26 protein-coding genes are annotated in these 26,334 nt (G+C 52.6%); 10 read left to right on the plus strand and 16 right to left on the minus strand.

Annotated features, from left to right (window positions below):
- Positions 1–14 precede the first annotated feature (14 nt).
- From NEV57_RS05730 to rsfS, 4 genes are read right to left on the minus strand one after another with little or no spacing between them, the layout of a single operon-like run.
- The gene (locus tag NEV57_RS05730; RefSeq protein WP_257657341.1) at positions 15–1,085 is read right to left on the minus strand and encodes a PA0069 family radical SAM protein; all 1,071 of its coding nucleotides are present in this window, start codon (positions 1,083–1,085) and stop codon (positions 15–17) included.
- A gap of 53 nt (positions 1,086–1,138) precedes the next feature.
- Complete coding sequence (locus tag NEV57_RS05735) at positions 1,139–1,786, minus strand: LutC/YkgG family protein (RefSeq protein WP_372340060.1); 648 nt, start codon at positions 1,784–1,786, stop codon at positions 1,139–1,141.
- Positions 1,787–1,819: 33 nt separating this feature from the next.
- Positions 1,820–3,937 carry an ATP-dependent zinc metalloprotease FtsH gene (gene ftsH, locus NEV57_RS05740; protein WP_372340061.1) on the minus strand — a complete coding sequence of 706 codons (2,118 nt, stop codon included), beginning with the start codon at positions 3,935–3,937 and terminating at the stop codon, positions 1,820–1,822.
- 30 nt (positions 3,938–3,967) lie between these two features.
- Positions 3,968–4,342, minus strand: coding sequence for a ribosome silencing factor (rsfS, locus tag NEV57_RS05745; RefSeq protein ID WP_257657342.1), 375 nt, complete (start codon positions 4,340–4,342; stop codon positions 3,968–3,970).
- A 66-nt stretch (positions 4,343–4,408) separates the two neighbouring features.
- Between rsfS and NEV57_RS05750 the strand changes: the two genes are divergently transcribed.
- The 4 genes from NEV57_RS05750 to pfkA all read left to right on the plus strand — a co-directional run bounded on the left by NEV57_RS05750 (position 4,409) and on the right by pfkA (position 8,412).
- Positions 4,409–5,161: a biotin--[acetyl-CoA-carboxylase] ligase gene (locus NEV57_RS05750; protein ID WP_257657343.1), complete on the plus strand. Its 753-nt coding sequence runs from the start codon at positions 4,409–4,411 to the stop codon at positions 5,159–5,161.
- Positions 5,162–5,284: 123 nt separating this feature from the next.
- Positions 5,285–5,734 carry a protein-disulfide reductase DsbD N-terminal domain-containing protein gene (locus tag NEV57_RS05755; protein ID WP_257657344.1) on the plus strand — a complete coding sequence of 150 codons (450 nt, stop codon included), beginning with the start codon at positions 5,285–5,287 and terminating at the stop codon, positions 5,732–5,734.
- A 12-nt stretch (positions 5,735–5,746) separates the two neighbouring features.
- Entirely contained in the window at positions 5,747–7,414 is a 1,668-nt protein-coding gene (locus tag NEV57_RS05760) for a protein-disulfide reductase DsbD family protein (protein WP_257657345.1), read from the plus strand.
- A 20-nt stretch (positions 7,415–7,434) separates the two neighbouring features.
- Positions 7,435–8,412: a 6-phosphofructokinase gene (gene pfkA / locus NEV57_RS05765; protein ID WP_257657346.1), complete on the plus strand. Its 978-nt coding sequence runs from the start codon at positions 7,435–7,437 to the stop codon at positions 8,410–8,412.
- A gap of 15 nt (positions 8,413–8,427) precedes the next feature.
- Here the strand turns inward: pfkA and NEV57_RS05770 are convergent, their stop codons facing one another.
- From NEV57_RS05770 to NEV57_RS05785, 4 genes are all read right to left on the minus strand, one after another.
- Positions 8,428–9,543, minus strand: a complete 1,116-nt coding sequence (locus tag NEV57_RS05770; protein ID WP_257657347.1) for a TlpA disulfide reductase family protein — start codon at positions 9,541–9,543, stop codon at positions 8,428–8,430.
- A gap of 146 nt (positions 9,544–9,689) precedes the next feature.
- Complete coding sequence (locus NEV57_RS05775; RefSeq protein ID WP_372340063.1) at positions 9,690–10,469, minus strand: TPM domain-containing protein; 780 nt, start codon at positions 10,467–10,469, stop codon at positions 9,690–9,692.
- Between the two features lie 28 nt (positions 10,470–10,497).
- Complete coding sequence (locus NEV57_RS05780) at positions 10,498–10,947, minus strand: TPM domain-containing protein (RefSeq protein WP_257657349.1); 450 nt, start codon at positions 10,945–10,947, stop codon at positions 10,498–10,500.
- A gap of 13 nt (positions 10,948–10,960) precedes the next feature.
- Entirely contained in the window at positions 10,961–11,539 is a 579-nt protein-coding gene (locus NEV57_RS05785; protein ID WP_257657350.1) for a LemA family protein, read from the minus strand.
- 100 nt (positions 11,540–11,639) lie between these two features.
- Here NEV57_RS05785 and NEV57_RS05790 point away from each other — a divergent pair, with 100 nt between their 5' ends.
- Positions 11,640–13,181: an NAD(P)/FAD-dependent oxidoreductase gene (locus NEV57_RS05790; protein ID WP_257657351.1), complete on the plus strand. Its 1,542-nt coding sequence runs from the start codon at positions 11,640–11,642 to the stop codon at positions 13,179–13,181.
- 18 nt (positions 13,182–13,199) lie between these two features.
- On the opposite strand, the gene sufD is transcribed toward NEV57_RS05790, so the two are convergent.
- From sufD to sufB, 3 genes are all read right to left on the minus strand, one after another.
- A complete protein-coding gene (gene sufD, locus NEV57_RS05795) occupies positions 13,200–14,498 on the minus strand; it encodes a Fe-S cluster assembly protein SufD (protein WP_257657352.1) in 1,299 nt (432 codons plus the stop codon).
- Between the two features lie 43 nt (positions 14,499–14,541).
- Positions 14,542–15,306, minus strand: a complete 765-nt coding sequence (gene sufC, locus NEV57_RS05800) for a Fe-S cluster assembly ATPase SufC (RefSeq protein ID WP_257657353.1) — start codon at positions 15,304–15,306, stop codon at positions 14,542–14,544.
- Positions 15,307–15,368: 62 nt separating this feature from the next.
- Positions 15,369–16,820, minus strand: coding sequence for a Fe-S cluster assembly protein SufB (gene sufB, locus NEV57_RS05805; RefSeq protein ID WP_257657354.1), 1,452 nt, complete (start codon positions 16,818–16,820; stop codon positions 15,369–15,371).
- 319 nt (positions 16,821–17,139) lie between these two features.
- Here sufB and NEV57_RS05810 point away from each other — a divergent pair, with 319 nt between their 5' ends.
- Positions 17,140–17,610, plus strand: a complete 471-nt coding sequence (locus NEV57_RS05810; RefSeq protein ID WP_257657355.1) for an Lrp/AsnC family transcriptional regulator — start codon at positions 17,140–17,142, stop codon at positions 17,608–17,610.
- On the opposite strand, the gene ung is transcribed toward NEV57_RS05810, so the two are convergent.
- Positions 17,611–18,282, minus strand: a complete 672-nt coding sequence (ung, locus tag NEV57_RS05815) for a uracil-DNA glycosylase (protein ID WP_257657356.1) — start codon at positions 18,280–18,282, stop codon at positions 17,611–17,613. It abuts the gene before it with no gap.
- A gap of 165 nt (positions 18,283–18,447) precedes the next feature.
- On the opposite strand from ung, the gene NEV57_RS05820 reads away from it, so the two are divergent.
- Entirely contained in the window at positions 18,448–18,984 is a 537-nt protein-coding gene (locus NEV57_RS05820; RefSeq protein WP_257657357.1) for a DUF2892 domain-containing protein, read from the plus strand.
- A gap of 1 nt (position 18,985) precedes the next feature.
- On the opposite strand, the gene NEV57_RS05825 is transcribed toward NEV57_RS05820, so the two are convergent.
- Both NEV57_RS05825 and NEV57_RS05830 read right to left on the minus strand, forming a co-directional pair.
- Positions 18,986–19,468, minus strand: coding sequence for a hypothetical protein (locus tag NEV57_RS05825; protein WP_257657358.1), 483 nt, complete (start codon positions 19,466–19,468; stop codon positions 18,986–18,988).
- A 9-nt stretch (positions 19,469–19,477) separates the two neighbouring features.
- On the minus strand, positions 19,478–19,951 hold the full coding sequence (locus NEV57_RS05830) for a DUF4293 domain-containing protein (protein WP_257657359.1): 474 nt from the start codon (positions 19,949–19,951) through the stop codon (positions 19,478–19,480).
- Positions 19,952–20,023: 72 nt separating this feature from the next.
- On the opposite strand from NEV57_RS05830, the gene truA reads away from it, so the two are divergent.
- Together truA and NEV57_RS05840 are read left to right on the plus strand one after the other, a co-directional pair.
- Positions 20,024–20,791, plus strand: a complete 768-nt coding sequence (truA, locus tag NEV57_RS05835) for a tRNA pseudouridine(38-40) synthase TruA (RefSeq protein ID WP_257657360.1) — start codon at positions 20,024–20,026, stop codon at positions 20,789–20,791.
- A gap of 121 nt (positions 20,792–20,912) precedes the next feature.
- The gene (locus NEV57_RS05840) at positions 20,913–22,619 is read left to right on the plus strand and encodes an ABC transporter ATP-binding protein (protein WP_372340064.1); all 1,707 of its coding nucleotides are present in this window, start codon (positions 20,913–20,915) and stop codon (positions 22,617–22,619) included.
- Here the strand turns inward: NEV57_RS05840 and NEV57_RS05845 are convergent.
- On the minus strand, positions 22,616–23,743 hold the full coding sequence (locus tag NEV57_RS05845) for a serine hydrolase domain-containing protein (RefSeq protein ID WP_257657362.1): 1,128 nt from the start codon (positions 23,741–23,743) through the stop codon (positions 22,616–22,618). The two genes, NEV57_RS05840 and NEV57_RS05845, sit on opposite strands and share 4 nt — an antisense overlap.
- Before the next feature lie 349 nt (positions 23,744–24,092).
- Here NEV57_RS05845 and NEV57_RS05850 point away from each other — a divergent pair, with 349 nt between their 5' ends.
- Entirely contained in the window at positions 24,093–25,181 is a 1,089-nt protein-coding gene (locus NEV57_RS05850) for a DUF4407 domain-containing protein (RefSeq protein ID WP_257657363.1), read from the plus strand.
- A 10-nt stretch (positions 25,182–25,191) separates the two neighbouring features.
- Here the strand turns inward: NEV57_RS05850 and NEV57_RS05855 are convergent, their stop codons facing one another.
- Complete coding sequence (locus NEV57_RS05855; RefSeq protein WP_257657364.1) at positions 25,192–26,244, minus strand: ABC transporter ATP-binding protein; 1,053 nt, start codon at positions 26,242–26,244, stop codon at positions 25,192–25,194.
- Between the last annotated feature and the right edge of the window lie 90 nt (positions 26,245–26,334).

Below are 26,334 nucleotides of genomic sequence, written 5' to 3' on the forward strand. Positions count from 1 at the left end.
AAAAAATCCGGCTATTAAAAAAGTTCCAGCTGTCGCCCAGTACGGGGCGTAAACAGATCCAGCCGGAGCGGCGGCAAACCCGCATCGGGCATGTAACGGCTCAGGCCAAGCCGGAACAGCTGGTTGATGCTATCGGCTTCCTTGCCTTCACCACGCATCCGGATACCCCACCGGCTGTCGTTGAGCTTTCCGCCGTGACAGGCCGCGATACCGTGAAGCACCTTTTCTGCGCGTTCAGGATAAGCCTTGTGCACCCAGTCCACGAACAGTTCGCCAATCGCACCGTTCAGCCGGACAATGGTATAAGAGGCGGCCCGGGCACCGTGAGCAGCCGCTGCCTCAATAACCGCCGGCATTTCGTTGCTGTTGAGGCCGGGGACGATGGGCGCACACATGAGCATGACCGGTATCCCGGCGTCGCTTAGCTTCCGCATTACAGTAAGCCGTCCCTTGGCAGTGACCGTCCGGGGTTCCATTTTCATCCGCAGTTCTTCATCCAGTGAGTTGAGGGTCACGGCCACCTGAACAAGCTGTAGCCGGGCCAATTCGGCCAACAGGTCGATGTCACGCAACACGAGGCTATTCTTGCTGATGATGGAAACTGGGTGCCTGTAATCCAGCATCACCTCCAGAATGGACCGGGTAATTTTCAGTTTGCGTTCAACCGGCTGGTAACAGTCGGTATTCCCGGAAAGCATGATCACCGACGGCTTGTATCCCTTGGCGTTGAACTGCTTTTCCAACAGGGCCGCGGCGTTCCGCTTGACGATGATCTTCCGCTCGAAATCCAGTCCGGCACTATACCCCCAATATTCATGCGCGTTGCGGGCGTAGCAATAAATACACCCGTGTTCACATCCCTGGTAGGGATTAACGGAATAAGCCATATGCAGGTCCGGACTGTCACTGACGCTGATGATCTTCTTTGGATGTTCCTCGATAAGCTGCGTATCTGAATGCTCCAGGAATTCCTCGTCCAGTCCCTCCATGTGCTCGGCCACATAGCGATTAGCCGCGAATTTGTTATGGGTGTTAATCTGTGCACCCCGGCCTTTAAAATAAGTAGTATTCTGTATGGTGTCCATCACACAAATATACTAATATTTTTAGTATTACAGCATAATGTATCCGCAGCGGATTATCCTTCCAATAGAAACAGGTAGAGGTTTTTTGGGCCGTGTGCCCCCATAACGAGCGTTTTTTCGATATCCGCTGTTCGGCTGGGACCGGTAATCAAGTTGATCATGGAGGGAAGTCGGTCGCCGTATCGTTGCGTTACAAGTGCCAGGCCATCTTTGATGTCCCATACCAGCTGCGAAGTAAACGCAATGACGATATGTATGTGGGGATAGATGCCCAATCGCCGTCCGGCGGCATTTCCGTTACTCACCAGTATACTGCCCGAACGGGCAACGAGTGCTTCGCAGGCCGTGATGCCGGCCTCCGCATCGGCGAAATCCTGGTCGGTAACATAAACAGGGAAATCATAACGGGCAAGCAGTTCCTGGATATGCGGTTCCCAGGCGTACATCTTGCGCAGCTTTTCCTTTTCGGCCAGCAGCACCAGATTCTCAATCAGCTGCAGCTCGTCTTCACAGTACACAAACTGCCCGGCAACCGCTGTAAACTGCCGCGCAAACCGGATATCGATAGACTCTTCATCTTCCGGATACAGGGGTGTTTCCTCAAAGCTGGGGTACGGATGCTCCCGCTTCTGAAGCAACGCCTGCCGGACCTTCTTCAGCATCAGCTCCTTCGATGTGGTATGCTTGGTATTTTTCTGCAAAGCGGTGCTGTTTAAACAACCGTACCGGCAAGACTACTCCACCTTACGGTTGATTTCTTCGTCTTCAGGACTGGTATCGGGCTGCCCGTTTTCGAACGTATCCGAATGATCTTCCACGCCTTCATGGATCATACCCTCGGCAGCCTTGCTCTGGTCAGCTTCGTCGTGGTTTCCATTCACAAACTCATCATACGTCGTACGGTGGTCAAATGGGCGCTTGCCTAGGATTTCCTCCAGATCGGACTGGAAAAGAATTTCCTTTTCCAACAGTTTCTCCGCGAGGGTGATGAGGCCGGCTTGGTTTTCGAGCAACAGTTTTTTGGTCTTTTCGTAAATGTCCGATATAAGTTGCCGCACTTCGTCGTCGATCAGCTGCGCTGTCTTCTCCGAATACGGTTTGTGGAACTGCGTTTCCTGGTTATCGTTGAACGATACGTTCCCTACCCGATGATTCATGCCGTATACGGCAACCATCGCGTAAGCCAGCTTGGTAATCCGTTCCAGGTCGTTCTGCGCTCCGGTGGATATTTTGCCAAATGTAATGTCTTCAGCAACCCGTCCGCCCATGGTCATGCACATTCCATCCACCAGCTGTTCAGTAGTATACAGGAACTGCTCTTTAGGCAGGTATTGTGCATAGCCCAGCGCAGCAACACCACGGGGAACAATGGATACCTTCACCAATGGATCCGCATGTTCAAGGAACCATCCGGCAATCGCATGTCCCGCTTCGTGATAGGCAACGATGCGTTTTTCTTCAGGTGAAATAATCTTATTTTTCTTCTCCAGTCCACCGATTACCCGGTCAATGGCATCCTGGAAGTCCTGCATATCAATTGCCGGCTTATTCCGCCGTGCCGCAATCAGCGCCGCCTCGTTACAGACGTTGGCAATTTCAGCACCTGCAAAACCCGGTGTCTGGGCTGACAGTTTCTTGGCATCCACCTCCGCGGCCAATTTCAGCGGCTTAAGGTGTACCTTAAAGATCTGCTCCCGACCAACAAGATCCGGCTTATCGATGGATATCTGCCGATCGAAACGTCCAGGGCGCAGCAGGGCGGAATCCAGTACATCCGGCCGGTTGGTGGCCGCCATAATGATGATTCCGGAATCCGTACCAAAACCGTCCATTTCCACCAGCAACTGGTTCAGTGTATTTTCCCGTTCATCGTTTCCGCCCATGACACTGTTTTTTCCACGTGCCCGGCCAATTGCATCGATCTCGTCAATAAAAATGATACAGGGTGCCTTGTCCTTTGCCTGACGGAAAAGGTCGCGCACCCGGGATGCGCCAACGCCGACAAACATCTCCACGAAATCCGAACCCGACAGCGAGAAAAATGGCACCTGTGCTTCGCCGGCCACAGCCTTTGCCAGTAACGTTTTCCCGGTACCCGGTGAGCCGACCAGCAGCACGCCTTTGGGTATCTTTCCTCCGAGATTGGTGTATTTTTTCGGATTTTTAAGAAAGTCCACCACTTCCATGACTTCCTGCTTGGCTTCTTCCAGCCCGGCAACGTCGTTGAAGGTAATGGCCACCTGCGATTCCTTGTCAAACAAGGTGGCTTTTGATTTTCCTATATTGAAAATCTGGCCACCGGGACCGCCACCGCCGCCGCCCATACGCCGCATAATAAAAACCCAGAACACAATAATCAGCAATAGGGGAAGCATGATGGAAAAAATCCATCCGGTCCATGCATTTGTCCGGTCCTCCAGTTTAAGGGATACCCGGTCGCTTGGATCCAGGCTCTCCTGTGCGGTACTGAGCTTCCGCTCCAATGCATCATAGGAACCATCGGTAAAATAGTAATTCGGTCCCGAGCTGGGTGCAAGGAGCAAGGAGTTGGGATTAGGCCGTACATCTTCGTATTTGGCATCGGCAAGCCGATCCTTTTTGATGTACACCTCAACAAATACCAGGTCGTTCTGCTTATAAGCCACCAGCCGGTCTACATCGCCCGACTGCAGCATATTCTTCTCAAATTCCTGATAAGTAATTTGCTTGGCCTGTTCGTCACTAAATATATATTGAAGGGCAAAAAAGCCCAAAATCATTGCAATCCACAGCCACATGATATTAAATTTCGGTGGCTTTGGCGTAACCTTCTTCGTGGGTACTCGCTTCATTCTATCAGCTCCGTTCGACATTTCTTTCCTTATCGTTTTCGTTTACTTAGCTTATGCACTTTGATAATACTCCGTTTCAGCATCGCCCCATAGGTCTTCGATGCCGAAGTGTTTGCGTTTTTCAGTTTTGAATATATGGACCACCACGTCTACAAAATCCAGCAGAATCCACTCTCCATGTTCCAACCCTTCTTTTCGCCAGGGTTCCTGTTTTAATACTTTATATACTTCCTCTTCGACGCTCCTCGCCAAAGCATGCACCTGAACAGCAGAATCTGCGTGGCAGATAACGAAATAATCAGCAAGAGAACTATGGATATTCCTCAAATCAAGCCGCGCAATTTCATTTCCCTTCTTTTCCTGCATTCCGTGTATAACAACCTCGGATAAATGGGTAGACAGGCCTGATTTTTTATTTTTTACCATTAAAAATTGTTATAGTTTTGAGCAAAATTACCCACTATATTAACCGTATTGCAAAGTAACACAATTTTGGGATTATTTGTTGGACAAAATGTTATTACCTTACCCTCCGTGGATTCGACAAACGAATACCTCAAGGCTGAACTGTCAAAATCCACGCCAGTTGTCGAAGGGACTGTAATAATGGCAGTCGAGCAGGTTGCGGGCCGCGGGCAGAAAGGGGCTACCTGGCATAGCGAGGCGGGGAAAAACCTGACTTTTAGTGTGCTGTTCAATCCGGTGTTCCTGCATCCCAGCAACCAGTTCCGTTTAACGGTAGCCATTAGCCTGGCACTCGCCCATTGGCTGGAATCTGTATTGCAATACCCTGTTAGCATAAAATGGCCGAACGACAGTTATGTCGACGGACGAAAAATTGCCGGCATTTTAGTGGAAAATATGCTCAAAGGCCAGACATGGAAGTCGGCTATCGTCGGTATCGGCATCAACGTTAACCAAACGGATTTTCCCGTCGGGGCTGCCCGTCGCCCCTGTTCCATCAAACAATTTTTACATAGGGATAGCAATATCCCTGAATTATTGTCCGATCTTTGCAACTACCTGGAACAGGAGTACCTGGCACTAAAAAACGGGGGGCATGAGGCCCAGCTGGCGCAATACAAGCAACGGCTGTACCGGTTGGGGGAGCCCCATCCCTTTCTGATTGACGGCGTACAGGTAACGGGTATGTTGTGCGGCGTAACCGAGACAGGCAAGCTCATGATCGATTTTAACGGCCATGTAGCGGCCTTTGACATTAAAGAGGTGGAATTCGTATTTTAATCTTTAATTCGTAATTTTGCAGCTCCAGTATCGGTTGCCCGGCAATATCAGCCTTGATGCACAGCGCTGCATCCCAAACGTTATGTTCCATTAGTTTGCAAACGATTAATATTGTCCCATATCATGAAAAAATTCCTTTTTGCTTCCGTTATTCTATTATTTGCAGTAAGCGGTGCCACGGCTCAGCTACTGAAACCCGTTAAATGGCAGTTCGGTGCAAAAAAAATAAGCGATACTGAAGCAGTTGTCTTTATGAAGGCCACGATGAATAAGGGCTGGTACATTTATTCACAGCACCTGGGAGATGGTGGCCCTATACCGACATCCTTTGCGTTCACGCCGTCCGGTGCTTATTCACTGATCGGCCAGCCCGCTGAACCTAAGCCTAAGACCAAGCACGAACAGGTGTTTGATATGGATGTGGCTTATTTTGAAAATGAAGTTGTTTTCCAGCAAAAAGTAAAATTGACGAAAGGGGCCACCGCTGTAAAAGGAACCGTGGAGTTTATGGCCTGCAATGCCACGCAGTGTCTGCCGCCGGATGAAGTTGAATTTACAATCGCAGTAAAATAACAGGCTCCCGGCATGAAACGCTTATTCAACCTCCTTATACTGTTAAGCATTGCCATGTCCGTACTGGCCGCGCCGGCAGCATTCGGACAGGCCGACACATTACTCAGTTTCGATGATGTCGAGTTTACGGACGGACAGGATACTGCACCCGCACCGGACACGGCGGTAGCACCGGCAACTGGCATATCGCCTGCGGTAACATCGCCGGCAGTACCGGCAGATGGCGCACCCGATACGCTCTGGGGCATTTTCATCGCAGGGATTATCGGCGGTTTTGCGGCCTTTCTGATGCCCTGTATCTATCCGATGGTACCGCTCACGGTGTCCTTTTTTACCAAACGGAGCGGTTCAAGGTCCAGGGGCATCATCAACGCCCTGTTATATGGGGTCTTTATCATTGTCATTTATGTCGCGCTCGGCATGCTGGTGACACTGTTTTTCGGCGCATCCGCGCTCAACGAGGCGGCCAGCAGCGCCTGGTTCAACCTGATATTCTTTGTCATTATTGTCATTTTCGCGGTTTCTTTCCTGGGTGCATTTGAGATCACCCTGCCTTCGCGCTTTGTCAACAAAATGGACGAGAAATCCAATCGGGGCGGCTTATTGGGTTTATTCTTCATGGCATTCACGCTGGCCCTGGTATCCTTTTCCTGCACCGGCCCTATCATCGGTTATTTATTGGTTGAGGCCGTATCCAAGGGCGCGCTGATGGGCCCGGCGATCGGCATGCTTGGCTTCTCGATCGCATTAGCCATCCCCTTTATGCTATTTGCCTTTTTCCCTTCGTGGCTCAAGGAAATGCCTAAATCAGGCGGATGGCTCAATACCGTGAAAGTGTCACTGGGCTTCCTGGAATTGGCATTGGCTTTTAAATTCCTGTCCAATGTCGACCTCGCCTATCATTGGGGGATACTGGACCGCGAAGTATTCCTGGCCATATGGATCGTGATCTTCGGCTTATTTGGGCTTTACTTGCTGGGTAAATTGCGGTTTTCGCATGACAGCGATATGCCCTTTCTATCCGTTCCGCGTCTTTTTATTGCCATCGCCGTGCTTTCATTTACTGTTTACATGATCCCGGGAATGTGGGGAGCACCGCTCAAGGCGTTAAGTGCCTGGCTGCCGCCGTCGCCTACGCAGGATTTCAATCTCCATCAGGCGATGTATACCACCGGCGGAACCCAGGCGGGCAGTGGCGTTGCCAAAAAATACGCTAACCTGTTCCACGCACCCCACGGTATCGATGCCTTTTACGACTACGACCAGGCATTGGCCCATTCACAACAGGTGAATAAGCCCCTACTGCTCGACTTTACCGGTTGGAGCTGCGTGAATTGCCGGAAAATGGAAGAGTCGGTGTGGCCCGATCCCCGGGTACTGAAACGCCTGAAGGAAGATTTCATATTGGTATCATTATACGTCGATGACCGCACGGAGCTGGCCCCCGAAGAGCAGTATACCTCCGAGTTCAGCGGAAAAAAAATCCGGCGGGTCGGCCAGAAATGGTCGGACTTTCAGGCTGCACGTTTCGGCGCCAACGCACAGCCTTACTATGTGATCGTGGATGGGGAAGGGAATCAATTGGTTCCTGCCCAGGCCTATAATGAAGACATCGAAAATTACATTAATTTTCTGGATAGTGGCCTGGCAGCCTTCCATGGCACCGCCGGGGCAAATTAAACGCTATAACAACGATTGGCATGAGCAACATCAAGAACATCGCAGTATTTACCTCCGGCGGGGATGCCCCCGGCATGAATGCCGCCATACGGGCCGTGGTGCGGGCGGGACTGTATTACAACCTGAACATGTTCGGCATCGGCCGCGGGTACGATGGCATGGTGCATAACGATATCTTTCCGATGGACGCCAAATCGGTGGCCAACATCATCCAACGCGGGGGAACCATCTTAAAAACGGCCAGGAGTGAGGAATTCCGGACGACAGCAGGCCGGAAACAGGCGTATGATAACCTCCGCGCCCGTGGCATTGACGCCCTTGTGGCTATCGGGGGCGACGGCACATTTACCGGTGCCGCTAAATTCATTGAAGAGTTTGACATCCCGGTCATCGGTTTGCCTGGCACCATTGACAACGATCTTGCAGGCACTGATTTTACCATCGGGTACGATACGGCAATCAACACCGTCATCGAAGCGGTCGATAAGATCCGGGACACCGCCGAATCGCACGACCGGGTATTTGTTGTGGAAGTGATGGGCCGCGATTCCGGCTTAATTGCGCTGCGGTCGGGTATCAGCGTTGGTGCGGAGTGCGTGCTTATTCCGGAAATCAAGGTGGATTATGAGGCCATGATGGCCCGACTCGACCGGACCCGTAAAAATAAGGCTTCACGTATTATTATCGTAGCTGAAGGCGATGACGCCGGCGGTGGTTTTGCCGTGGCCGAACGGGTTAAGGCCCGTTTCCCCCACTACGATCTCCGTGTATCCATACTGGGCCATATCCAGCGCGGTGGCAGCCCTACCTGTATGGACCGTGTACTGGCCAGCCGTCTCGGCGTGGCTGCCGTAGAGGGTTTGTTAAACGGCCGTAAAGGAGAAATGGCCGGGCTGATTCACGGACAGGTCGAATTTACCCCGTTCAGCAAGGCCATTAAGCACATCAGTAACATCAACGAAAACCTGATCCGGATTGTGGATATCCTGTCGATTTAATGCGGCAGCCAGCGGTTAGTTTAGCAGCTCCTCCAGTTTTGCATGCAACGCTTCGCCACGTAAGTCTTTGGCAATAATCTTCCCCTCGGGATCCAGCAGGAAATTCGCGGGAATGCCTTTGATGGCATATTGCTGCACGACGTTGGTTTGCCACCATTTCAATTCCGATACATGGGCCCAGTCCTGAAGACCGTCGGTATGGATAGCCTTTAACCAGGCTTCCTTTGCGCCCGGGCGATCCAGCGATACGCCGAATACCGTAAAATTCCGGTCCTTGAACCGCTGGTAGGCAGCCACCACATTCGGGTTTTCGTGCCGGCAGGGCAGGCACCAGCTGGCCCAGAAATCAACCAGTACATATTTGCCCCTGAAGGAGGAAAGTGCAATTTCATTCCCTGCCGTATCGGGTTGGGCAAATTCCGGTGCTACTGCTCCCACACCGACCCGTTCCATACTAGCAACCAATTCCTTGATAACCTGTCCTTTTTCCGTACGTTTAAGCTTAGCCGAAAGCCGTTTAAAACTAGGCACCACCAGTTCATGACCGCCCGGTTTCTCTACATAAACATACAGCAGGTCAAGGCTCAAAGGACTTTTGGGATGCTTCTTGATAAATTGAAAATCAATCGCCTCCTGCTCTTCCATAATCGCCATCATCTGGGCAGAAAGCGCAGCCTGGAATGCGGAATCCTGTTGCTGTTCTCCGGAAGCCGAATTATACTGTCTTCTGACTTCCGTAACCTTCGCTATCAGTGCTGCCAATTGCGCCTGGTAGGTCGTAAAATCCCGGTTTACCCGTCCCCCCTTCACCGTTGCATGGGTCAGTGAGTCAGCCGACGTGATCCGGATGATGCCCCGTTCCAGGTAAATTTCCTTACGGTCCGGCATCGATTCCTCCGTTTCGGGAAGGCTTACCACCAGCGCGCGCGACGGTGCATCCACACTCCCCCGGAATTCGAACAAACCCTCGGGTGATACCGTCGTCGAATCCAGCGCCATACCGGTTGCCGTTTGGTAACTTAAGTACACTTTTTCCGGCCGTGTTCCGATTTTTCCGGTCACCGTAAATTCGTCCTGCGCCATCACACCCAGCGGAACACACGCCAGCGCAATCCATACCCCTTTTTTCATCTGTACAATTTGTTTCTTATCGGTAATGAAGCGTGCCCAAGCTGTTTTACTCCGGTCTTTTCGAGCGACAGGTCGCTGCAGGTTTCATCCATATCCTATTAATTTCTTTCTGCTTTTGGGCGTTCATGTGTGTTACGTCCCTGCCATTACCACCTTCCGCTGGCTCCGCCACCACCAAAACCTCCTCCACCAAAGCCGCCGAAACCACCTCCACCGCCGCCGAAGCCGCCACCACCACCAAAGCCACCGCCGCCGCCACCACGACCCAAGCCGCTCAGCAATGTCCACCACAGCAGGTCCGACGTACCACGGCGATCCATTACGCCGCCACCGCCGCCACCGCGTCCACGGCCTACCAGCGCCATAATAACCACAACTACGATCACCAAAAAAAGCAAGCCGCCGAAGCCACTGCCTTCGGCTGATTTTTTCGGACCCGCTCTGTATTCACCCTTGGTATAGGATATCAGGGCGTCCGTACCGCGGTCGATGCCGGTAAAGTAGTCGCCCTGCCGGAAAGCCGGCTTAATTTCGTTCTCAATAATACGATAGGCAATCGCATCGGGCACAGCGCCTTCTACGCCATACCCCGTCTGGATGGTCATCGCCCGGTCTCCCAGTGCCACCAACAGCAGAATTCCATTATCGTGTTCCCTGCCGCCAATGCCCCATTGTTGTGCCAAACGCACACCATAATCGGCAATATCATACTGGCCGGTCGACTGCATCACCACGACCGCAATCTGGGTCGACGTACTGTCGTCAAAGGCGACCAGTTTCCGTTCCAGCTGCTCGACCTGTGCTGCATTCAGCGTATTGGTGTAGTCGTTGACAAGCCGGTTGGGCTGCGGGGGGAAATCCTGCCCGGACACGGTACCGTATAGGCCCGTAACCAAGATCAGGAAAAGAATAAAATATCGGTACATGTTTCGCTGTCTGCCCATAATCACCTGCCTATTTGCCGTCATAATCATCACCTTTACCGAAAACGACGTCATTGGGCAGTTCGTTAATGTCGTCTTCCATACGCGGGAAAAATTGCTGCAGTTGTTTGCCGGCATGCTTGATGCCATCGATCAGTCCCCGTACCAGATCGTCCTTCCGGAATGCCTGCAACATCAGGTCCCGGGTTTCTTCCCAGAAATCCGCTGGCACTTTCTTATCGATTCCATGGTCACCGATAATCGCAAACTGATGGTCGTCCACCGACATGTAAATCAGCACCCCGTTATGGAGGGCCGTACGGTCCATGCCCAGCCGGCGAAAATACCACACCGCGCGATCCAGCACCTCACCCTTGCAGCGCGGCTCTATCGCCAGGCGGATTTCCCCCGACGTGTGATTCTCCGCCACACTGATGGCATGCACAATCTTTTCCTGCTGCTCTGCTGTAAACAACTCCATTTCAGGTCAACAATTAAAATTGTACCTCGGGGGCCTGTTCCGCTCCCGCTTCCGCGGCAAAATATCCCTTCTGCTTGAAACCAAATAAGCCTGCGGTAATGTTATTCGGAAACCGCCTTACAGAGGAGTTATATTCCTGCGTAGCTTCGTTGAAGGCCCTACGCTCCGTGCTGATCCGGTTTTCCGTGCCTTCCAGCTGTGCCTGTAATTCCATGAAGTTCTGGTTGGCCTTCAGCTCGGGATAGCGCTCAACCGTAACCAGCAGGCGCCCCAGAGATTGCGACAGCGCATCCTGCGACTGCTGAAACTGCTGGATCGCTTCCGGTGTCAGGTTTTCCGGATCAACCGTAACCGATGAAGCCTTTGCCCGGGCTTCAATTACCTGGGTAAGGGTTTCCTGTTCAAAATTAGCAGCTCCCTTAACCGTGTTTACCAGGTTCGGGATCAGGTCTGCCCGCCGTTGGTAGGCATTTTCCACCTGGGCCCATTTGCCCTTTACATTTTCTTCCAGGTTAACGAGTGAGTTGTACCCGCAGGAGCTGAACGACAATGCGGTAAGCACCCCCGCCATCAGGATAAATAATCTTTTCATATTGATTTGATTTAGCATATGTTAATCATACGAATGTACTACTTTGACGGCAAAATCCATACCTTTGTTACGCTTTGGGATAAAAACCTGACACACCAGCATGCAAAAAGAAATCGAACTCGGCATTTCGCCGGATAAAATTGCGGACGAAAGTTACCTTATCCAACAGGCCGCCGCTGTCCTTCAACTTCCCGTTTCCGACATTACTGCCATAAAAATACGCAAACGGTCGATCGATGCCCGTGCGAAGCAGGTGGTCTACCGGATCCGGGTGGTCGTTTTCATTGGCGAACAGCCCGTCCCTGACAGGTTCCATTTTTCATATGCCAATGTTGCAGCTGCCCCGCCGGTGATTATTATCGGTGCGGGTCCGGCCGGCCTTTTTGCTGCACTGCGCTGCATCGCACATGGGTTGCGGCCCATCGTGTTGGAACGCGGCAAAGCAGTGCAGGAGCGCCGCCGGGACCTGGCGCTGCTGAACAAAGAGGGCATCGTAAATCCCAATTCCAACTACTGTTTCGGGGAAGGCGGAGCCGGCACCTATTCCGATGGAAAGCTTTATACCCGGTCGAACAAACGGGGCGATGTGCAGCAGGTGCTGCAGTTCCTGGTTGCCCACGGCGCCCCGTCGGACATCCTGGTGGATGCGCGTCCGCACATTGGAACCAATAAACTGCCCCACATCATCCAGGCCATCCGCCAAACTATTTTGGCGTACGGCGGTGAAATCCGGTTCGACAGCGAGGTCTGCGACATACTGGAACAGGCGGGGCAGGTAGCCGGCGTGGAACTGGTATCCGGCGACCGCTTCGCGGCGCGTCACGTCATCGTCGCCACGGGACACTCCGCCCGGGATATATTCGCGTTGTTCCGCCGGAAAAACTGGCTGGTGGAGGCCAAACCATTTGCGTTGGGTGTGCGCATCGAACATCCGCAGGAAATAATCGACCAGGCGCAGTACCATTGCGACGTACGCGGACCGCACCTTCCGCCAGCTTATTACAATGTAGTGGAACAGGTGGGTTCACGCGGTGTATTCTCCTTCTGCATGTGCCCCGGAGGCATCATCGCGCCATGCGCTACGGGCGCCGGTGAGGTGGTCGTCAACGGCTGGTCACCCTCCCGGCGCAATAACCCGCATGCCAACTCAGGCACCGTGGTGCAGGTTGATTTCGGGGATGTTCCCGATGCCGCGACTAATCCTTTCGCGCTCCTTGAGTTTCAGCAGGCCGTTGAACAACGTGCTTTCCAGGCAGGCGGTGGCAATCTCGTGGCACCTGCCCAGCGGATGGTTGATTTTGTAGCGGGGAAGTTGTCAGCTACATTACCGGAAAACTCCTATAAACCCGGTACGAAAAGCGCACCGCTGGCCGAAGTGCTGCCCGCTTTCGTACACGACGCGCTGCGGAAGGCACTTCCGCTGTTCGGCAAAAAAATGAAGGGTTATTATACCAATGAGGCTTTATTAGTAGGTGTAGAGTCGCGTACATCCTCTCCGGTCCGTATCCCCCGGGATAAGGAAACCCTGCAGCATCCACAGGTAAAAGGACTGTATCCCTGTGGTGAAGGGGCCGGATATGCCGGCGGAATTGTCTCCGCCGCCATTGACGGCATGAATTGTGCCGACCGGATTGCAGGGTAGTTGCCTGACGCCGCGCGGTTAAAGTCCCTCTTCCACGAGGTGCTCCACATACTTTCGCACCATATCGTTGGCAAAGCGGCTCGTCACGTCAAAAGCAAAGGCATGCACCAGTAACACCCGGGCCTGTGCTTCGCTGATTCCCCTCGCCCTCAGGTAAAAAAGTGCTTCGGGGTCAAACTGGCCGATGGTGCAGCCGTGGCTGCATTTTACGTCGTCAGCAAAAATCTCCAGCTGCGGCTTGGTATAAACCGCCGACTGCTCACCGATCAGCATATTGTTGTTTTGCTGGAAGGCATTGGTTTTCTGCGCATCCTCGCGGACAAATATCTTGCCGTTGAATACAGCCGTGGACGTATCCTGCGTAATGTTTTTATACCATTCGTAGCTTTCGCAATGGGGCTTGAGGTGGTCTACGATGGTATGGTTATCCACAAACTGGTTGCCCGCCGTCAATGCAATGCCATAAAGGTGGCTCTCCACTTCACTGGCATCCAGCCGGACATTGATGTTATTCCGGACGAAGGATGCCCCCGGGAAACTGCAGTTATAATTATTATACAGGCTGTGTTTTTCCTGGTATACTTCCGTGTGGTTGAGGTAATTGCCGGATTCACCCGCTACCTGCAGGGCATAGTGCTGCAGTTTGCCGCCCTCGTGTACCACAATTTCACTTACGTGGTTGTTCAGGTACTGCGCTGCACCATCTTCCGTAACCAACGATTCAATGATTTCCATTTCTCCATGCCGGCCAACCACGTACAGGTTGCGTACCTGGGTGAACAACGGGGTCTCCGCTGCAGCCACATGGATGATATGCACCGGTTTATCCAGTACCGCGTTCGGCGCCAGTGAAATAAAGACCCCGGATTTAAACAGCGCCGTATTCAGCGCAACGAAAGGGTTATCCGTCTTATCGGCATATTCCGCAAAATGCTTGGTGAAAGCCAATTCATCCGCCGCTTTTTCCATGGGCAGTACCGTTAGCCCCGCCACCGGTACCGAATCAGACAGCGCTTCACTAAAAACACCGTCTACCAATACAATCCGATAGGCATCCAGCCCCGGAATGGCCGCCAATGCCAGGTCCGCATGCAATGGCTGGTCTGCGCCGGCCAGTGTATATGGCTGATTAAGGAGCGGTTGTGTATTGGTATATTTCCAGTCTTCCCATTTCACCGTAGGGAAACCGGTTTGTTTAAACCGCTCAAAGGCAAGCTTACGCAGTTCACCGAGCGGATGCGGTGCCTGCACCGCGCAGTCCTCCTCATATGCGCGGGTGAGTTGGTTATATAGGGATTCCGTTACTTGTGTAATCATTATTTCTTTCGCTAGTGGCGTTCGATAATACCGTCTTATTTTATTAAACAGCGTTTTCCGCCCCAACAGTTTCTTTAATCCAGTCGTATCCTTTTTCTTCCAGCTCCAATGCCAGTTCCTTGGTGCCGGAACGCACAATACGTCCTTTATACAGCACGTGTACGAAATCCGGAACGATGTATTCCAGCAGCCGCTGGTAGTGGGTAATCACGATGAAGGCATTATCCTTTGAACGCAGGTGATTTACTCCGCTGGCCACGATGCGCAGGGCATCGATATCCAGTCCCGAATCGGTTTCATCAAGAATGGCCAGCTTCGGTTCCAGCATAGCCAGCTGGAAAATTTCATTGCGTTTCTTTTCACCACCCGAGAACCCTTCGTTCAACGACCGGTTAGCCAGCTTGGCATCAAACTCAACCAGCTGCTGTTTTTCCTTTACCATCTTCAGGAAATCCCGGGCTTCCAGCGGCGGTAATCCTTTGTATGCGCGGATTTCGCTCAGCGCGGTCTTCAGAAAGTTGATATTGGATACTCCGGGGATCTCCACCGGATATTGGAAGGCCAGGAATACGCCTTCGCGCGCCCGGTCTTCGGGCGAGAGCTCCAGCAAATCCTTACCGTCCAGCAACACCTCGCCAGCAGTCACTTCGTAGGACTCCCGTCCGGCAAGCACATTCCCGAGCGTACTCTTGCCCGAACCGTTGGGTCCCATAATGGCATGTACCTCTCCCGCCTTTACCTCCAGATTTAAGCCCTTCAGGATTTCCTGACTTTCGACTGCAGCGTGTAAATTATTGATTGTTAACATTCTATTTTGCGTACTATAAATTATTTGCGTTTAATTTCATTCAAATGGAGCCGTCCGGACGCTTATCCGACGCTGCCTTCCAGGGAAATTGCAAGCAGTTTCTGTGCTTCAACAGCAAATTCCATTGGGAGCTGATTAAGCACCTCCTTGGCATACCCGTTGACAATCAGGCCTACAGCTTTCTCCGGATCGATTCCCCGCTGGGTAAGGTAGAACAGCTGGTCCTCCCCGATCTTGGAAGTAGTTGCTTCGTGTTCGAGCGTAGCGGTTCTATTCCGGTTTTCGATATAGGGAAATGTATGTGCACCGCAGCGGTCGCCGATCAGCAGCGAATCACATTGCGTAAAATTACGGGAACCTTCCGCACCGGGACCAATCTTCACCAGTCCGCGGTAGCTGTTGTGGCTGGTACCTGCCGATATGCCCTTTGACACAATCTTGCTGCGGGTATGCTTACCCAGGTGAATCATTTTCGTACCTGTATCCGCAAGTTGCTTGTTACGCGTCAGGGCGACGGAATAAAACTCGCCGACCGAATGATCGCCTTTCAGGATTACGCCCGGATATTTCCAGGTAATCGCCGATCCGGTTTCTACCTGGGTCCAGGAGATCTTGCTGTTATCGCCTTTGCATATGCCGCGCTTGGTCACGAAATTATAAATTCCGCCTTTGCCATCCTTATCGCCCGGATACCAGTTCTGCACGGTCGAATATTTGATTTCGGCATCCTTCAGCGCAATCAGTTCCACGACTGCCGCATGCAGCTGGTTTTCATCCCGCATCGGGGCCGTACACCCCTCCAGGTAGCTGACGTAGGCTCCCTCGTCGGCAATGATCAAAGTCCGCTCAAACTGGCCGGTATTTTCGGCATTAATTCGGAAATAGGTGGAAAGCTCCATCGGGCAGCGCACCCCCTTAGGGATATATACAAACGAGCCATCGGAAAATACGGCCGAGTTCAATGCCGCATAAACATTGTCCGTCTGCGGCACCACGCTGCCAAGGTATTGTTTCACCAGCTCAGGATGCTCCTGTACTGCTTCGCCAAAGGAACAGAAGATAACACCCTGTTCTTTCAGTTTTTCACGGAATGTGGTTTTCACCGACACACTGTCAAACACCGCATCCACGGCAACCACGCCGGCCAGTACTTTCTGTTCATCAAGCGGAATCCCCAGCTTTTCAAAGGTAGAAAGCAATTCGGGGTCTACTTCATCCAGGCTGTTCAGTTTGGGTTTTGCTTTGGGAGCCGCGTAATAGGAAATATCCTGGAAGTCTATTTCCGGGAGCGTGAAATTCTGCCAGGCAGGCATATCCATCTTCATGAAATGGCGCAATGCCTTAAGCCGCCACTCCAGCAACCATTCCGGTTCATTTTTCTTAGCCGAGATTAACCGCACCGTATCTTCACTAAGCCCCTTCGGGGCAATATCCATCTCGATATCGGTTGTAAACCCGTATTTATACTCTTCGAGCGCGAGCTCTTTTAACATTTCATCGTCTTTTGTACTCATAATGCTCCTTCACAAAATGTAAACATCATAACGGCTGGCGGCATCTCCGCTTTAGCCCTGCAAAGTTACGGTTTTGGCCGCAATAAACCTTATCCATGCACTGTTCTTTTCATGTAAAATAGCGAAAATCAAGCAGATTTGCAGTTTCCATCCCGCCGATCCGGTATTTTTACAAATCGGTGATAATGAAAAATTCGCCTGTCGTCCGACGCCGTAGGATCGGGCTACATGACTGCGCAGCAATTCTTCAAAAATTAATTGTATTATTGCCAAATATAATTTGGTATATTGCCCTGTTTAGCATATTAAAAACACAGTTATGCCTTTCCAACCCGATAAAACCGATTTCAAAATCCTGAAATTGCTGCAGGAAAACGGCCGGATCACCAACCTGCAGCTGGCTTCGAGCATCGGCCTCTCGCCTGCTCCCACGCTGGAACGGGTACGCAAACTCGAAAACTCGGGATACATCAAAAGCTATCACGCATTTGTCGACGAAGAGAAGCTCGGACTGGGCATCAAATCATTTATCCAGGTTTCCCTCGACTTCCATACGCATAACGCCATTCCGGAGTTTGTCGCCGCCGTGCAGCACATCAAGGAGGTGACCGAATGCCACCACGTAACGGGTCAGTGCGATTTCATCCTGAAGGTATACGTAAAGGACATCAAGGCTTACGAGGCCGTCATCATGGAAAAAATAAGCAAGATCCCCTACGTGAAAACATTCCAGACGATGATGATCATGTCGACCAGTAAGAAAGAACCCATCGTGCCCATGGAATACTGATCAGACCTGCCAGTCGATCGGCTTCAGTCCATGCGCTTCCAGAAACTGGTTGGCCCTGGAAAAATGCCCGCATCCAAAAAAGCCGTTGTGGGCCGATAACGGCGAGGGGTGTGCGGCGGTCAGGATATGGTGCTTCCGGTAGTCGATTAAGGCCGCCTTATCCTTGGCATACCTCCCCCACAGCAGAAAAACCAATCCTTCGCGACGCGCCGACAATTCGGCAATAGCCTTATCGGTAAACGTTTCCCATCCCTTCCGCTGATGCGATCCGGCGGTATGTGCACGTACCGTCAACGTTGCGTTGAGCAGCAGTACCCCCTGATCGGCCCAGGCCGTCAGGTCGCCATGGTCCGGAATCCGGAAACCCGGAATATCCGTCTGCAGTTCCTTATACATATTCCGCAGGGACGGCGGGATTTCAATGCCGCGGGGCACCGAAAAGGATAGTCCCATGGCCTGCCCGACGTTGTGGTACGGGTCCTGCCCCAGGATCACCACCTTTACCCGATCGAACGGGGTGTGTTCAAATGCGTTAAAAATAAGCCGGTTCGGCGGAAAGACGGCATGCTGCTGCAATTCGGATTTCAAAAACCCTTTAAGTGCCTGCATGTAGGGTTTTTCAAATTCCGGCTCCAGTACGGCCTTCCAGCTGCTTTCTAAGTGAATGCTCATATGCGTTGGCAATATATTCTTTATTTGGCAATACCCGGTTGAAAACAGCCGGTACAAATAAATAAATTTTACAAAATGTAAAGAAAACAGGTTGTAGAAGCGCCCAAATAAACGGATATTTGCCTAATTTTTATTTTGTTGGGTTTACGCAAAGAAATAGATTACATGTCAAATATTGTTCGAATTATCCTCTCTTCACTCCTGCTACTGGGTACCGTGGCCTTATTCATTTATGGCGAGTGGGGCTGGGGAATATTGGGTATCTTCCTTACCCTTATCGCGTTCGTCACCGTTTTTTTCAACGAGAACATGCTTATTGCGCAATTTTACCTGCGCAAAGAAAATATGCCAAAAGCCGCTAAGTGGCTGGGAAACATTACCCAGTATGAAAAACAGCTCATCCGCGCACAGCATGGTTATTACCACCTGCTGCTTGGCCTGCTCGAATCCCAGAAAGCGCCGCTCCAGTCGGAAAAATATTTCAAACGGGCACTGACGCTGGGCCTGCACATGGGACACAACGTTGCCCTGGCGAAATTAAGTCTGGCTGGTATTGCCATGGCCAAACGCAATAAAAGGGAAGCCACCAAATACCTGCAGGAAGCCAAAAAAGCAGACAAGAATAAACTGCTGGCCGACCAGATCAAACTGATGAAAGACCAGATGGGGCTGATGGATAAGCAGCAGATCCGGTACCGGTAGGTCAGTTGCCCAGGTAAACATCCAAAAACCGGCCCACTTCCGCCCGGTCTTCAAATACCACTTTCGTTACCGCTATCCGCTTGGCATCCGGCGCAATGCGTTCCACCGTGACGGTTAACGGAACCGCTGTACGGGGCTGCAGTACGTAGTGCAGGTAATTCTGCCGGTCGGTGAACCGCATGAGTACCTGTCCCAGAGCCATGGTGGAAAAGTAATATGCATTCCGCTGATCGTCGACCAGCTGGGTACCATAAACGTTGATTTTCAGTTCGCGCGGATCGGCTTTAAGGTTGGTCAGTGTAATCTCCACGGTCGCGGTGTGCGTAGCTGAGTCGATCCGGAAGTCCACCACATCGAACTGCACGCTGTCCACCACCACTGTAGTAGAATCCACCGGGTCGGTCGCAGCGTTCCCCGACTGTGCCGCCGCCAGAACGGGCGCCATGCAAAGGATCAGCAGGTATAGTTTGGAGTGCAATTTCATTCCATGGTGTTACCGGAGCCGGTCGGCCGACTTGATTAGTTTTTCGTCCTTACGTACCCCGCCCATGGCCATCAACAGAAAGATCATCGCGATGGGCAGCAGGAAAAAGCCGACGCCGATGTTCCGGGCTGAAAGGAACTGCCGGGCTTCGGTCAACGCCGTACTTGCCGACGAATACAGCCAAAAGCCGAACAGGAGAATCAGCACCAGCTCAAGCACAATCAGCTGCAGCTGCAGCTTGCGCTGTTTATACTGAAAGACAATGTACAAAGGAAAGATACCCAGTACTACGGTGGCTATGGTCTGCAGCAGAAACCATTCCTCACGGATGGCCTGTCCTTCGAATCCACGGTATTTTCCCGTCACCTTCAGCGCCTGGCCCATGCCGGCAAGATCTGCATATTGCAGGTAGGGAAAAAGGAATAACGCAAAAATGGTGGCAGAAGCCAGAAACAACCAAATAGTTTGTATGCGCTGTATCATAAGGACGTAACCTGATTATTGATTAGATAAGGCAAACTTAGAAAAATTGTTTTAAATCCTACCTTTGTTCCTGTGAAAACCTTGCAAACACGGTATTTTATTGAAATTGCTTTTGACGGAGGCGCTTACCATGGCTGGCAGGCGCAGCCCAATGCCCGCACCGTGCAGGAACTGCTTGACGCCGCACTTGGCGTGGTGGTGCGCCAGCCGATCGCAACCACCGGATGTGGCCGTACCGATGCGGGGGTGCATGCCCGCCAGCTGTATGCGCACTTCGACCTGGCTGCAGGTAACGACATACCTGACCCGCAGCGGATGCTGCATAGCCTGAATTCGCTGCTGCCCCCGGATATCGCGGCCAAAAGGCTGATTGCCGTACCGTCGGATGCCCATGCCCGGTTCGACGCGGTAAAACGATCTTATGAATATCACCTTCACTTCGACAAGAACCCCTTTTTACAGGGCCGGTCCTGGCAGGTGCACGGAATTCCCGACGTGGACGCCATGAACAAGGCGGCCGGCTACCTGTTGGATTACCGCGATTTCGCCTGTTTCAGCAAATCCAATACCCAGGTGGCTACCTTTACCTGCAAACTCACCCGCGCCGAATGGCAATGGACACCGGACGGAAGGCTCATTTTTTATATTTCGGCCGACCGGTTCCTCCGCAACATGGTGCGCGCCATAGTGGGCACCCTCCTGGAAATCGGCCGGAAGGAAAAACCCCCTGAACATATGCATACCGTGGTTGCCAGCCGCAACCGCAGCGCAGCGGGCACCTCCGTACCGGCTCACGGCCTGTACCTCACCGAAGTCGTATATCCCTACATCCCCGAATAAGATACGTGAAAAAAATCCGTACTTTTGCACCCTGTCCTTTTGCTGACAGCCAAGAACAAGTAAATTGAGCGAGTCCCAGGTTACCGGTAAAACATACGATGCGCACCTCCTCCGGCGGGTCATGCGCTATGTAAAACCCTATCGGGGTATTTTTATCGGTTCCATCGTGCTCACCCTCGTTATGGCGGCCGTGGCGCCGGCGCTGCCCATGCTGATTGAATATACGCTGGACCGGTTTATCCTTCAGAACGACACCGATGGGCTGCGCATGATGCTGATACTGATGCTGGGACTGCTGCTGCTCCAGACGGTCATCCGCTATTTTCACACGCTGATGACCAATACACTAGGGCAATCGGTCATCCGCGACCTGCGGATTGATGTATTTAACCACATTACCGGGCTCCGGCTCAAATATTTTGACCGCACACCGATCGGGCGGCTGATTACCCGTACAATCTCCGACCTGGAAACCATTGCCAATATCTTTTCAGAAGGACTGCTCCAGATTATCGGCGACGTGCTGCAACTGGTCGTTATCCTCGGCGTGATGTTTTACAGCGACTGGAAACTTACACTTATCGTGTTGATTCCCATGCCGTTGATGATTGGCGCCACATACGTTTTCAAAGAGGCCATGAAATCGGCTTTCCAGGACGTGCGTCAGTGGATTTCCAACTTAAATACCTTTCTCCAGGAACACATTTCCGGCATCAGTATCATTCAGTATTTTGCCCGTGAGGAACAGGAAATGCGGAAATTCAAGGCAACCAATGCCGAACACCGCAATGCACATATCCGGGCCAACTGGTATTTCTCGATTTTCTTCCCGGTCATCGAAATCATCATGGCCATTGCCCTGGGGCTCTTGGTCTGGTACGGTTCAAGGGAAGTGCTGGCCGACCGGCTGTCGCCGGGCGTCATCGTAGCATTCATCATGTATATTAACATGATTTTTCGCCCCATCCGGGAACTCGTCGATAAATTCAATACGCTGCAGATGGGCATGGTCAGTGCCGAGCGCATCTTTGCCGTACTCGACACCGATGAAAAATCAGCCAATGACGGCCGGCAGCAACCCGCCCACGTCCGTGGCGAAATCACGTTCAATAAGGTATGGTTCGCCTACGACGAGCAAAAGTGGGTGCTTAAAGACCTGAATTTCCATATCCGGCCGGGAGAAACACTGGCACTTGTTGGTGCCACCGGTGCCGGAAAATCATCCACCATCAATATACTGAGCCGTTTTTACGAGGTGAATCAGGGTGCTATTCTGCTCGACAACATGGATATCCGCGAATATGAGCTTAATTTCCTGCGCCGCACCATCGCCACCGTTTTGCAGGATGTTTTTCTGTTTGCCGATTCCATTGCGAATAACATCAGCCTGAACAATCCCGACATTACCCGCGAACAGATCATTCAGGCATCCCGCCAGGTGGGTGCACATGATTTTATCCAGCGGCTGCCCGGTGGATACGATTACCAGGTCCAGGAACGCGGGGCTACCCTGTCTTCGGGGCAGGCCCAGCTCATCTCCTTTATCCGGGCGCTGGTGCACGATCCGAAAATCCTGGTGCTCGACGAGGCCACATCAGCGGTAGATACCGAAACCGAAATCCTGATCCAGCAGGCCATCGACACATTGATGAAAGGGCGTACTTCCATTGTGATTGCCCACCGCCTTTCGACCATTCAGAAAGCCGACAAAATTATCGTGCTGGACAAAGGGGAAATGAAAGAAATGGGATCACACCAGGAATTACTCCGCATCGATGGCTATTACAAACGCCTGTACGACCTGCAATTTAATTCCGCGGGAATCTAATAGACTTCATTCAGCCAGCGGAAAAGCGACACGGGCTCGTCGGTCGCCGCCACCTGGGGGTTGATTCCCATAAGCTGTGCCACCCGCTCAAAAATCCCGGCTATTTCCATGTCGTCACGGTTGGTGAATAACGCGATCGTCAATCCGCGGCGCGGGTTCAGGTATACGATGTTGTGGAAGCCGGTACTCTCCCCTGAATGGAACAGGCAGGTAGTCCCATCTTTTTCGCGGCCAATGAACCAACCCATGCTATAGTACACGTTCCCTTTGACAGGTGCTTTTTCGGCTTCCAGTAAATCCTGATAGGCGGATGACGGGAAACTGTCGACCAGCAATGCTTCGGCCCAGCGCAGGTATTCCTGTGCCGACAGGTACACGCCCCCATCGCCCTGGGCAGCACTGGTGAGGCTCTGGTCGGCAAATACAAAACGGTCCCCATCCGGGTGATAACCGTATGCCCGACTGGCGATTTCCACCTGTGGTTCATACACCAGTGCTTCCTCCATGCCCAGTGGCAAAAAGATATGCTGCCTTACAAAATCGGCATAGCGCTGGCCGCTTACTTTCGCAACGATGAGTGACAGCAGGCAGTAACCGGTGTTACTGTACCGGAAGCGGGTACCGGGTGCAAAGTAAGTCTGCTCCTGCCTCCTGATCAGCTGCAGCACATCGGCATCCAGTACCTGTACGGTCTGTGAATCGGGAATTAATGCCTCATAATCCCAGATACCCGACGTGTGGTTCAGCAGCTGCCGGACGGTGATCGCACCCACGCTATCGGAAAGGCCTTCAAAAAATTGCGCCAGCGGAGCTTCCATGGTGAGTTTCCCTGCTTCAGTCAACAGGTAAACGGCCATCGCGGTAAACTGTTTGCTCACCGAGGCCATACGGAAATGCGTATCGGCTTTTATGGCGGTACCCGTTTCCAGGTCGGCCGAGCCGTACCCCCGGCTGAAGACCGGCTCTTCTCCCTCTTTGATCACCAGCACACCTCCGGGTAACCGGTCCGATGGATAATGCTGCCGCATCACGGCATCCAGCTGTTCAGGAAGGGACTGTGCCGCGGCAGACGGCAGCAAAAGGCCCAATGTCACGGCAAGGAATAATAAATGGCGTATCATCATGTATCACACGGTTTATCCAAAGTTACTAATATCCGATAGAAACCAAGTCAATGAACGGCACGGCGATCAGGTATAGGAAAGGGTGAAGACTTCTGGCACATTTCTTCGGAGTGAGTCCATAGTGAGTCCAGGGTGAGTCCGGAATGAGTCCAGAGTGAGTCCAGTTTTTTACGTAAATAGCTGGACCCACCCCGGACTGCTGGCGGGTTCAGCGCGAAGCAGCTACGGCAACGTGGTAAACCTGTCTGTACCGCCGTGGGAACAGCACGTAAACCCAGCCGCTTTATGGCGGCGGATCAACGTAACAATATCGCAGCCGTGCGGTCTAACCGATCAAACCCCTGATGCGATGAAACAGGTAACCCTCTTCTTCTGGTGGTGCAGCGGCGCGCACCGGGAAACGCTGGAACATTATCCCGCCGAACGGCATAAATACGTCGGTATCGGAGCCACCATATTTTTCACCGGCCTTTTTGCGGCATTATCGGGTGGATATGCCCTGTATTTCGTATTCAGTGGCAGCGGGCCTGCGGGCTTATATGCGCTGTTTTTCGGACTGCTGTGGGGGCTGGCCATTTTTAACATGGACCGCTACATCGTTGCCAGCATTAATAAAAATGCTCCGGGAGGCAAGCAGCTGCTGCAGGCTACCCCACGGATACTGCTCGCCATCCTGATTGGCATCGTCATTTCACGGCCGCTCGAACTCAAAATATTCGATAAGGAAATCCGCCAGCAGCTGGCCACCAATTACCTGGACCAGCAACGGGCTACGCTGGATACGCTGAACCTCGCGTTTGACCGCAAATACACCCTGGAACTGGAGCGGCTGGCCGCCCTGCGCAGCGAACGGGATACGCTGGAGGCCGCCATCAAGGCCGGGCACGTGAAGCTGTACCAGGAGACGTTCGGCGATAAAACGCCGGAGACTTCGGGAATTACCGGTTATGGACCATATGCCAAAAGACGGCAGGCCGACCTGGATAAACAGGAACAGTACCTGGACTCGTTACGCACGCGCATCCAACACCAGGAAACATTTATCCGGGAACAAAAACAAGCGGAAGGCCTATCGGATGAGCGGCTGCTTACGGGCGCGCGACTGGACAGCGTGGTCCAGCATGCCGGCTTTGCCGATCGGAATGCGGCGTTAGGCGACCTGAAATACCGTGCCGACGGCAGCGTGAATACCGCCAATTATGCGGCGATCACCTTTATCATGTTACTCTTTGTCTTTTTTGAGTGTCTGCCCGTGCTGGTCAAGCTGATGAGCACACGGGATGCGTATGATGTGTCGCTGCGCGACCGGCAGGCGGTGGACTTTCACCGGTCGGCAAAAAACAGGGATGCCGAAACAGCCGTTATTGACGGGGTTCACGACCTCCGGATAAAAACGGAGATCGAAAAGCAGGCACGGGTACTGTTGGATACGGATTGAATTTTGCCGGTTATCCCAGCGGCTGATACCGCTCGACCCGGAGGTTAACACGCATGCCGGTCCGGTACGTACCGATGTCCCGGTGTATTGCCTGAAGCGTCACGCCATTCCGGCCGAGCGTCAGCTCCTCGTAAAACCCTTTGAAGCGCACTTCCAGCAGTTCAAACGCTCCGGCGGGGTCGGGAGCCGGGATGAGCCACTCCGGATGGATGGCCACCGACGTTCCGGTACGGATGTCCAGCTCCAGGGCTTCGATCGGGTTCAGCACGTTGCTCCGCGCCAGCAAACGGGCGGTGTAGGCATCCGGGGGCTGTTGGTAAAGTGTTAATGGGTTGCCCGCCGCCACCAGTCGCCCGCCACGCAGGATGATCAACTCATCGGCCATGGAAAGTACTTCGGCCGGATCGTGTGACACCAGGATCACCGTAAGGCCGGTATCTGCCACAATGGAACGGATATCGCGTTGCAGGGAGTCCCGGAAGGAGGCGTCCACCTGGTTGAACGGCTCGTCCATCAGCAATACTTCCGGCTCATTAACCAGTGCCCGGGCGATAGCCACCCGCTGCTTTTCTCCGCCACTGAGGTCGGCAACGCGCTGTTTATCCAGGTGCGCGATGCGCAGCTGCCGTAAAATACGTTCGGTTTTTGCCTGTTTTGCGTCCAGATCCGTATTCGGCAGCTGTGAGGCGATATTGTCCCACACATTGGCATAGGTATTCAGGTCGTCAAAGCCCTGCGAGACCATCCGCATGGCCTCATGCCCGGGAATCAGCTTTTCCTGCGGGCCGGGCACTTTCCTTCCCCGGTAGCGGATTTCGCCCTCCTGAAGTTCCAAGAGGCCATAAATCAGTCGCAGCAAGGTACTCTTTCCGCTCCCGCTTTCACCAACAATTGCCGTAATTTTCCCCTCCCCGATTTGAAAAGACAGTCCGCTTACCGCAATAACCGGTTGTTTACCCGAAAACGAGCGGCCGACGTTTTCACCATGGATGAAAGCCAGGCCTTCGCGCGGCACATCAGCAGGAAGGGAACAGGAAGGGGAATTTGTAGCGGGTACAGCCATAAAAAAGCCGCCCCGGCAGGTACCGGGACGGCACAAAATTACGAAAAATGTACCGGATTGCCAGCGACGGTAATTATCAGTCCCTGCCGG

The organism is Parapedobacter lycopersici (assembly GCF_024643285.1).
Taxonomy (GTDB): domain Bacteria; phylum Bacteroidota; class Bacteroidia; order Sphingobacteriales; family Sphingobacteriaceae; genus Parapedobacter; species Parapedobacter lycopersici.